The sequence below is a fragment of the Campylobacter novaezeelandiae genome (assembly GCF_004323845.1).
GTDB classification, from domain to species: domain Bacteria; phylum Campylobacterota; class Campylobacteria; order Campylobacterales; family Campylobacteraceae; genus Campylobacter_D; species Campylobacter_D novaezeelandiae.
On record NZ_QPGR01000017.1, the window covers coordinates 21,999 to 30,401 of the forward strand.

Here is an 8,403-nt window from a genome sequence, read left to right on the forward strand (position 1 = left end):
TAATACTTACTTAATATTATTAATAGTAAAATTATCCTAAATTAAATCCTTAGGTAATTTTATGTTTAATACTATTTTAGCTTTATCTTTCATTGTTGGAACAAGATTTTTTGGACTTTTTATAGTTTTGCCTGTTTTAAGTCTTTATGCACTTAAACTCGAAGCTGCAAATGAGTTTTTAGTAGGGCTTTTAGTAGGTGTATATGCTTTAACTCAAATGGTTTTTCAAATACCTTTTGGAATACTAAGTGATAAAATCGGACGTAAAAAAACTATGCTTTTAGGGCTTATTATTTTCATTATAGGATCACTTATTTGTTCTTTTGCAAATGATATTTATACTATGCTTATTGGAAGAATGCTTCAAGGAGCTGGTGCTATAGGAGCTGTGGCTACTGCAATGATTAGCGATTTTATTAATGAAGAAAATAGAGGCAAAGCTATGGCTATAATGGGCTCTTTTATAGGAATTAGTTTTGCAGCTTCTATGGTAATTTCTCCTTTAATGAGTGCTAAATGGGGGCTTTCAAGTCTTTTTGATCTAAGTGCTTTTTTAACACTTCTTTGTATTATCTTACTTTATACTATAGTTCCAAAAGAAAATAAGCTTTCACACGAAAACAAAAAAACGCCTTTTTTTCATCTTATTAAACAAAAAAATTTAGCTCTTATGAATATCACTAATTTTATGCAAAAAATGCTTATGAGTATTGCATTTTTAATTATTCCTATCATCTTAGTAAAACATTTTAATTTTGCACAAGATAAACTTTGGATTATTTATACTATATCAATGATAGCAGGATTTATTGCTATGGGATTTGCTGGAAGCTTAGGAGAGAGAAAAAACCTATCTAAACAAATTTTACTTATTGGGGTATTTTTTTTCATACTTTCTTATCTATGTTTTACTTTTTCGCATTCTATCAACTTTTTCATTTTTTCAGTTATTATCTTTTTTATAGGTTTTAACCTGCACGAACCCATTATGCAATCTTGTGCTTCAAAATTTTGCAAAGTCCATGAAAAAGGTGTAGCCTTAGGAGTGTTTAATGCTTTTGGTTATGGGGGTAGTTTTGTTGGGGGGATTGTAGGAGGATTGTTTTTGCATTTTGATAAGCTTGAGATTCTAACTATAGTTTTAGTTGTTTTATCTATATCTTGGTTTATTTTACTTTTATTTTTAAAAAATCCAGCCGAATTTAAAAATCTTTATCTAAATCTTAATACACCTTTAAATTGGAATAAACTTTTACACACTAAAGGGGTTGTAGATATTTATAAAAACTCAAAAAATCTAGTGATCAAATTTGATAGCAAACTCACAAATAAAGAGGAATTAGAAGTGAAAATATGAATAAATTTTTCTTTTATCTCTTGCTTTTATCTCTTGCTTTTGCTAAACCCGATCAAAAAATTCCAGAAATTTCAACACCCGCAAAAAAGATTTTTTTTATAGAAAAAGCTATTTATTTCACTCATCATAATACAAATTATAAAATTTTTATCGCAACAAATAATACAAATGCCAAACAATACAAAACTATTTATTTACTTGATGGCAATGCTTTCTTTCCTTTATTTTTAAATCTTTTTTCTAAACCCATAAAAGAAGATCTTTTAATTATAGGCATAGGTTATGATACTCCTTTAGCTTTTGACATTAAAAATAGAACAAAAGATTACACGCCGGATAAAAAAGCTAGTTTTAAAGAAGGTGGTGGAAGTGATAATTTTAGAACTTTCTTAAAAACACAACTCATACCTTATATCGAACAACGCTATCGAAGTGATAAAAATTATAAAGCTATTTTTGGGCATTCTTTTGGAGGACTTTTTGCTCTTGATACGCTACTAAAGGATAGCAAACTTTTTAGCCATTATTTTATTATTTCTCCTTCTTTATGGTGGAACCAAACTAAATTTTTACCAGAAAAAATAAAATTATCAACATGCCCTAAAATCTATTTTGCATTAGGATCTGCTGAAAGAAAAAGAAATGCTTCTTTAAGCGTTAAAGAACTAAGTCAAAAAATTTCACAAGAAAGTTTTTGCAAAAGCTCTTTTAAACTTTTTAAAAATGAAACGCATGGAAGTGTTATTAACAAAGCTATGATCTATGCTAAAGATATTTTTCTTAAATCATCATCGTTTTAATCATCACTTTAGCCTTACATTCTGCGCAACAATAAAGTGTTTTAATTTTATTTTCATCACCATTAAATTTAGATTTCATAATATTAGCTATCTTTTCAACTGCTTTTTTTGTAGCAAATTCTTTACCGCATTCTATACAAGCAAAAAGCTCATCTTTTGCTAAAGTATGATATTTAAAATAATCTTTATTTAGTTCTATACCACTACGCACAAGTTTTAAGGTATCTTTTTCAGCACAACTTACCTCACAATATCCACAAGTAGTGCAAAGCGAGGGATTGAATTTTAAAGCATTTTCTTTAGAATCAGCGATCAATGCTCCTACATTACAAGCTCCTACACAAGAAAGACAAAGCGTGCAAGTATCAGGATTGACCAAAACTTGACCATATCTTAACCATTCCCCACTTTCTACCTTGCCTAAATCATCATCAGCGATTAAATGCTCTAATCTCTTAGCAAAAAGTTCTCTGCTTGTAAGAAAATTTGAATGAAGTTCAAAAGAAAGCCCTTCGATAAATTCTAATTGCTCCAAAGCATTTTCAAGCTCTTTTTTATCTTTAGCCACAAAAATGGCCTTTTTATTAAATTTTCTCTCAAAAACAGTATTTAAAAGATTGATAGCCTCATTGCTTCCTTTTGAAATAAAATCTGTATAAAAAACTAAATTTGCACCACTATTTTGTAAAAGGGTTAAAAAATGCATATTAGAAAGCCATTTTTCTCCTTCTATCATCAAAGGCAAAATATCCTCTTTTAAATTTAATTCTAAATTTTCTAAAGGCATTTTTTTAGGAATAATCACAATTTTATGCCCCTTATACAAACTTGCTATTTCAAAAAAACTATTCCTTGGCATAGGAGCATAATCAAGCGAACCACTAGGACAAATGCTAATGCACCCCCCACACCCTAAACAATCAATTTGAGAAAATTCTAATTCTCTTTTTTCATCATCTTTTAAAATAGCTGTTGTAGGACAAATTTCAGCACACTTAGCACAATGCTCACTGCGTCTTTGATGATATTGACATATATTAAAATCATAAGTGATATAGGTTTTATAATGATATTTTGGAGTTTTTTGTTTTAAAAATTCAAAAAGTTCTTCATTATCCTTAAAAGATTCTATATTAAAACATCCACTTTGTCTTATAAAGTCTTGACGCACTTGTTCTAAATTCTTATTAAAAAGCAAAATATCAAAATCAAGCTCAATCTCTTCATTGTCTTTTTTTACTATAGCACAAAGCTCGCCAATTGATCCAAAAATAGATATGATTTCATCATTTTTAAAACTCAAAACTTTAAAATCTTTACTCTTTAAAAAATCACTAATTTCTTCTTTAATATCCACTAAAATGATATTTTTACCTACTTCTTTAACTTGTTCTAAATCAAACCCCAAATCATAAGCAATCAATCTTGCTTCATAAAGCTTTGAAACATTTTTACTTTTCTTTAAAATACTATCTTTTGAATTTTTAAGATAAAAATTAATTTCAGGAGCATAAATTTGTGCCTTTTGATTTTTATCATTTGAAATCAAAAACTCATCTTCATTGGGTTTTTCTAACACTTTAATATCATCTTCTAAAGGGATTAAAAAATCATTTTTTACATAAACAAAATCTTGCATTTTTAACCTTAAAAACTTTGATTATAAATTTTATGTTAAAATAGCAAAATATTTTCTTAAGGTTTAAGATGAACAATTTTAGAGACTTCCCACAAATTTCTAGTCTAATAAAAGATGAAAACTTAAAAACTTATCCTTTATATCTTAGAACTTATTTTTCTAAATGTGTCATTAAAGAAATGAAAAAAAAATTACAAAAAAATTTAAATGAAAATATAGAAAAAACAGCAATCTTAAACGAAATTCAAAATAAAATTAAACACTTCTTAAAAAATGATCTTCAAAATCTCATCAACGCAAGCGGGGTTATAATACATACGAATTTAGGAAGAAGTGTGATTGATGAAGAACTTTATGAAAATTGCAAAAAACTCATTTGTTCTTATTCTAATTTAGAATTTGATCTTCAAACAGGAAAAAGAGGCTCAAGATACGATTCTTTATTAGAAAAATTTAAAATCCTTTTTGAGTGTGAGGATGCTTTAGTGGTAAATAATAACGCAGCAGCAGTTTTTTTGATCCTTAATACCCTAGCCAAAGATAAAGAAGTGATAAGCTCAAGAGGAGAACTTGTAGAAATTGGCGGAAGTTTTAGAATCCCTGAAGTGATTAAAGCAGCAGGAGTAAAACTCCATGAAGTTGGCACTAGCAATAAAACGCATTTAAAAGATTATGAAGAAGCCATAAATGAAAACTCTGCTTTAATTTTAAAAACGCATAAATCTAATTTTTCTTTACTTGGTTTTCAAAGTGAAACAAATTTAGAAGAATTAAAAATCCTATCTAAAAAGAAAAAATTAATACTTTATTATGATTTAGGATCAGGGTGGTGTGAAAATCTTAATCCGCATTTAAGTAAAAATGAACCAGAAGTTAAAAAACTTTTGAAAAATTGTGATATTTTAAGTTTTAGTGGGGATAAACTTTTTGGATCTGTGCAAGCTGGCATTATTTTAGGAAAGAAAAAATTCATAGAAAAACTTAAAAAAAATCAACTTTTAAGAATGCTAAGAGTGGATAAACTAAGCATTACTTTTTTAAATGAAACGCTTAAATTTTATTTAGAAAAAAAATTTGAAAAAATCACCACTTTAAAACTTTTAAACGACTCTTTAGACCATATCAAACAAAAAGCTTTAAAAGTTCAAAAAAATATCAAATTTAAAACCTCACTTCAAAAAAGTAAAAGTTTAGTTGGGGGAGGTTCTATGCCAGATAAAAGTTTAGAAACTTTCGTTTTAGCTTTTGAGGGCAAAGCTTTATTTTTGCAAAAAAAATTTAGAGAAAAAAATATCATAGGACGCGTTGAAAACAAAAATTTTATTCTTGATTTTAGAAGTATTAAAGAAGATGAACTATCTCATTTAATCAATATCATAAATTCAATGGATACATTATGAATTCTTTACTCATTGGAACAGCTGGACATATAGATCATGGAAAAACCTCATTAATCAAAGCTTTAAATGGTTTTGAAGGTGATACCCTAAAAGAAGAAAAAGATAGAAAAATAACCATCAATTTAAGCTTTTCAAATTTAAATTTCAAAGATAAACACATTTCTTTTATCGATGTTCCAGGACATAAAGATTTGGTTAAAACTATGATCAGCGGAGCCTTTGGTTTTAGTGCTTGTTTATTTGTTGTAGATATCAATGAGGGTTTAAAAGAACAAAGCTTAGAACACCTAGAAGTCCTAGAACTTTTAGGGATAAAAGATATTATTTTGATATTTAGCAAATGTGATTTATGCGAGAATTTAAAAGAACAAAGTGAAAATATTTTAAAAAATTTAAATTTTACTCCTATGAAAATTTTTTATACTTCCATTAAAGATACAAAAAGTATAGAAAATTTAAAAAATTATCTTTTAACTTTAGAATGCAAAAATACAAATGAGAATTTAATTTTTCGTTATTATATAGATAGAGTCTTTTCTCTAAAAGGCATAGGAACCATAGTTACTGGAAGTCTTAATGAAGGAAGCATTAGTCTTAATGAAAAGATCATATGCCTTGACAATCAAAAAGAACTTATCATCAAAAATATACAAAATCACGAAACAAATCACACCACAATAAAAGCTTACAACCGCGTAGCCTTAAGTTTAAATTGCGATCATAAAGAACTCAAAAAAGGTTATATACTTAGCAAAAAAGGTTATTTTAAAGCCTTTAAAGAATGCGACGTTTTGATAAAAGCAAAAAATCTAAAAAATGAAAAAATGATTTTTTGCGTTGGAACAAAACAAATAGAATGCAAAATCTCTATACTCAAACAATTAAAAAACGATGAATTTTTTGCTCATTTAAATTTTGAAAAAAATCTTTTTTTATGTTTTAACGAAAGATTTATTTTACTTCAAAATAACCGCGTTGTAGGTGGGGGAAGAGTTTTAAACCCTGTAAGCGAGCCTTTAAAAAAAGAAGCAAAAAACAAGCTTTTAAGTCTCTTAAAAGAAGAAAAGCTAAAAGAAAGCTTTAACTATCTTAAAGAAATTCACAAATACGGTTTTGGTTTATTATCAAGTTATCAAAGGTTTAAACTAAGACACGAAGATGCTTTAAATTTAGCCAAAGAACTTGATAATGTTTTTGTAGATGAGAAAGAATTAAATATCTATACATTAAACAACTTAGAACAAATAAAAAAACTCATCACTTTTATCATAGAAAAAAATCCTTACGCCATGCTTTCAGCGCACTCTTTAGCCTTAAGAATTCCTTGGGCTAGTAAAAGTTTTTGCGAGCTTGCTTTAAAAAATACAAAAGAACTTAGCCTAAATAAAGGAATATATTTTAAAAAAGGGATAGATTTTAACAAAATAGAAGAAAAAAATAACAACGAACTTTTTAATATCATTAAAAAACAAGGAATTTATCCTAAAGCGCCGTATAATATCTATGATTTTTTAGATCTTGATAGAAAAAGTGGCGATGAGATACTAAAAAAACTCACAAAAAATTCCCTTGTAGTAAGATTAGCTCATAATCTTTTTATAGAAAAAAAGGCTTTGGATAATTTAATGAAAGAATTCTTAGAACTTTTAAAACACGAAAGCCTTGATGTCCAAAAAGTTAAAGAAAAATTTAATCTTTCTAGAAAATATGCCATAGCTTATTTAGAATACCTAGATAAAAATGAAAAAGTTCAAAAAATCAATGAAAAAAGATTTTTAAAAACAAGCATTTAACTTAGTATTATAAAATTAAACAATCAATTCAAAAAGGATATAAATAATGAAAAAATTTGCCTTAATTTTAAGCATTGCAAATTTAGCTTTTGCAGCTAGTAATGCCCAAATCAGTGATTTTTATTCACAAAGTATCAAAGCCCAATTTCCTAATGCAAAAATCAATATCGAAAAAAGAGAAAAAGCTGGTGATACTGGATTTGAAAGCGTGATTTTAAGTGTTGAAATCGATGGCTTAAAACAAGAAGAAATTCTTTTTACAAAAGATGATATTATAGTTCCTGATATTATCGATTTAAAATCAAAAATTTCTTATCGTCAAGAATATGAAATGAAAAAATTTCAAGACGCTAGAAATAATTTTATCAAAAACGCTAAAGCTGTAGCAGAAAAAGAAAAAATGGTTATCAAACTAGGAGATAAAAACAAACCTGCGATCTACGTCTTTACAGATCCAGAATGTCCTTATTGTAGAGAACATTTAAAAAATATCGATGAGGATTTAAAACAATATCAAGTAAATTTTATCATCACTCCAGTTCATGGAAAAAGCGCTTTTGAAAAATCAGCTCTAATTTATAAAGAAACCAAAAAAGCTAAAAATGATAAAGAAAAAATCGCTATTATGAATAAATATTTTAATCCAGATATCAAAAATTATCCAAAGGTAAGTGAAAGTGAACTCAAAGAAGCTTTTGCCCTTTATGAAAAATACAGAGCTTTAGGACTTAGTGCTACTCCAACCATTATAAAATAATCGATGCTTTTTAAAGCATTGATTATTTAACACAAAACACTACAAAAATATTTTAATTTTATAAATCAAAAATTCCATAAAACATTCTTATTTCAAACACTTATCACAAATACATATTTATATCTTTTAAAAGCATAAAAGATAAAGTTATAACTTAAAAGCATATAAACTATATATAGTTAAAGCATAAAGTTTTTAATAACTTTAAAAGTATATTAGCGTGCAAAACCATAAAAACCATAAAAACCATAAAAACCATAAAAACCATAAAAACCATAAAAACCATAAAAAGTATAAAAAGTATAAAAAGTATAAAAAGTAAGTTATTAACTATATAAAGTATAAAACATTAAGCCATAAACCATAAAAAGCATAAACATATAAGATATATAAGATATATAAGATATATAAGATATATAAGATATATAAAACAACTTATAAACTATACAAAGACATAAAAGCAATAAAGTATAAAAATAAAGTATAAAAAATAAAAATAAAAAAATAAAAGTATAAATATAAAAACATAAAACCCAAACAACCTAAAGTCATTTGGGTTTAGGAGAGATTAAACTAGTAACTTAAGTTTTTACCATACATAATTAAATTGAGCAAATCCTGTATGAGTGCTACCATCATTATCAAACATTCCATTAT

Annotated in this window: 6 protein-coding genes; 5 read left to right on the forward strand and 1 reads right to left on the reverse strand. The window is 26.7% G+C overall.

All coding sequences use genetic code 11. The features are described from left to right. Positions 1 to 61 precede the first annotated feature (61 nt). On the forward strand, positions 62 to 1,357 hold the full coding sequence (locus tag DU473_RS07410) for an MFS transporter (RefSeq protein ID WP_131165881.1): 1,296 nt from the start codon (positions 62 to 64) through the stop codon (positions 1,355 to 1,357). Then, positions 1,354 to 2,157 (forward strand): alpha/beta hydrolase, encoded by an 804-nt coding sequence (locus DU473_RS07415; protein WP_131186900.1) that lies wholly within the window; start codon positions 1,354 to 1,356, stop codon positions 2,155 to 2,157. Before DU473_RS07410 ends, DU473_RS07415 begins: the two co-directional genes overlap by 4 nt. Here the strand turns inward: DU473_RS07415 and DU473_RS07420 are convergent. Beyond that, complete coding sequence (locus DU473_RS07420) at positions 2,138 to 3,796, reverse strand: 4Fe-4S dicluster domain-containing protein (RefSeq protein WP_131186901.1); 1,659 nt, start codon at positions 3,794 to 3,796, stop codon at positions 2,138 to 2,140. The two genes, DU473_RS07415 and DU473_RS07420, sit on opposite strands and share 20 nt — an antisense overlap. A gap of 68 nt (positions 3,797 to 3,864) precedes the next feature. Here DU473_RS07420 and selA point away from each other — a divergent pair, with 68 nt between their 5' ends. From selA to DU473_RS07435, 3 genes are read left to right on the forward strand one after another with little or no spacing between them, the layout of a single operon-like run. Further along, a complete protein-coding gene (gene selA / locus DU473_RS07425; RefSeq protein WP_131186902.1) occupies positions 3,865 to 5,196 on the forward strand; it encodes an L-seryl-tRNA(Sec) selenium transferase in 1,332 nt (443 codons plus the stop codon). Beyond that, complete coding sequence (gene selB / locus DU473_RS07430; protein WP_131186903.1) at positions 5,193 to 6,989, forward strand: selenocysteine-specific translation elongation factor; 1,797 nt, start codon at positions 5,193 to 5,195, stop codon at positions 6,987 to 6,989. The genes selA and selB overlap by 4 nt, the downstream gene beginning before the upstream one ends. A gap of 46 nt (positions 6,990 to 7,035) precedes the next feature. Further along, complete coding sequence (locus DU473_RS07435) at positions 7,036 to 7,746, forward strand: bifunctional thiol oxidoreductase (protein WP_131165886.1); 711 nt, start codon at positions 7,036 to 7,038, stop codon at positions 7,744 to 7,746. Positions 7,747 to 8,403 lie beyond the last annotated feature (657 nt).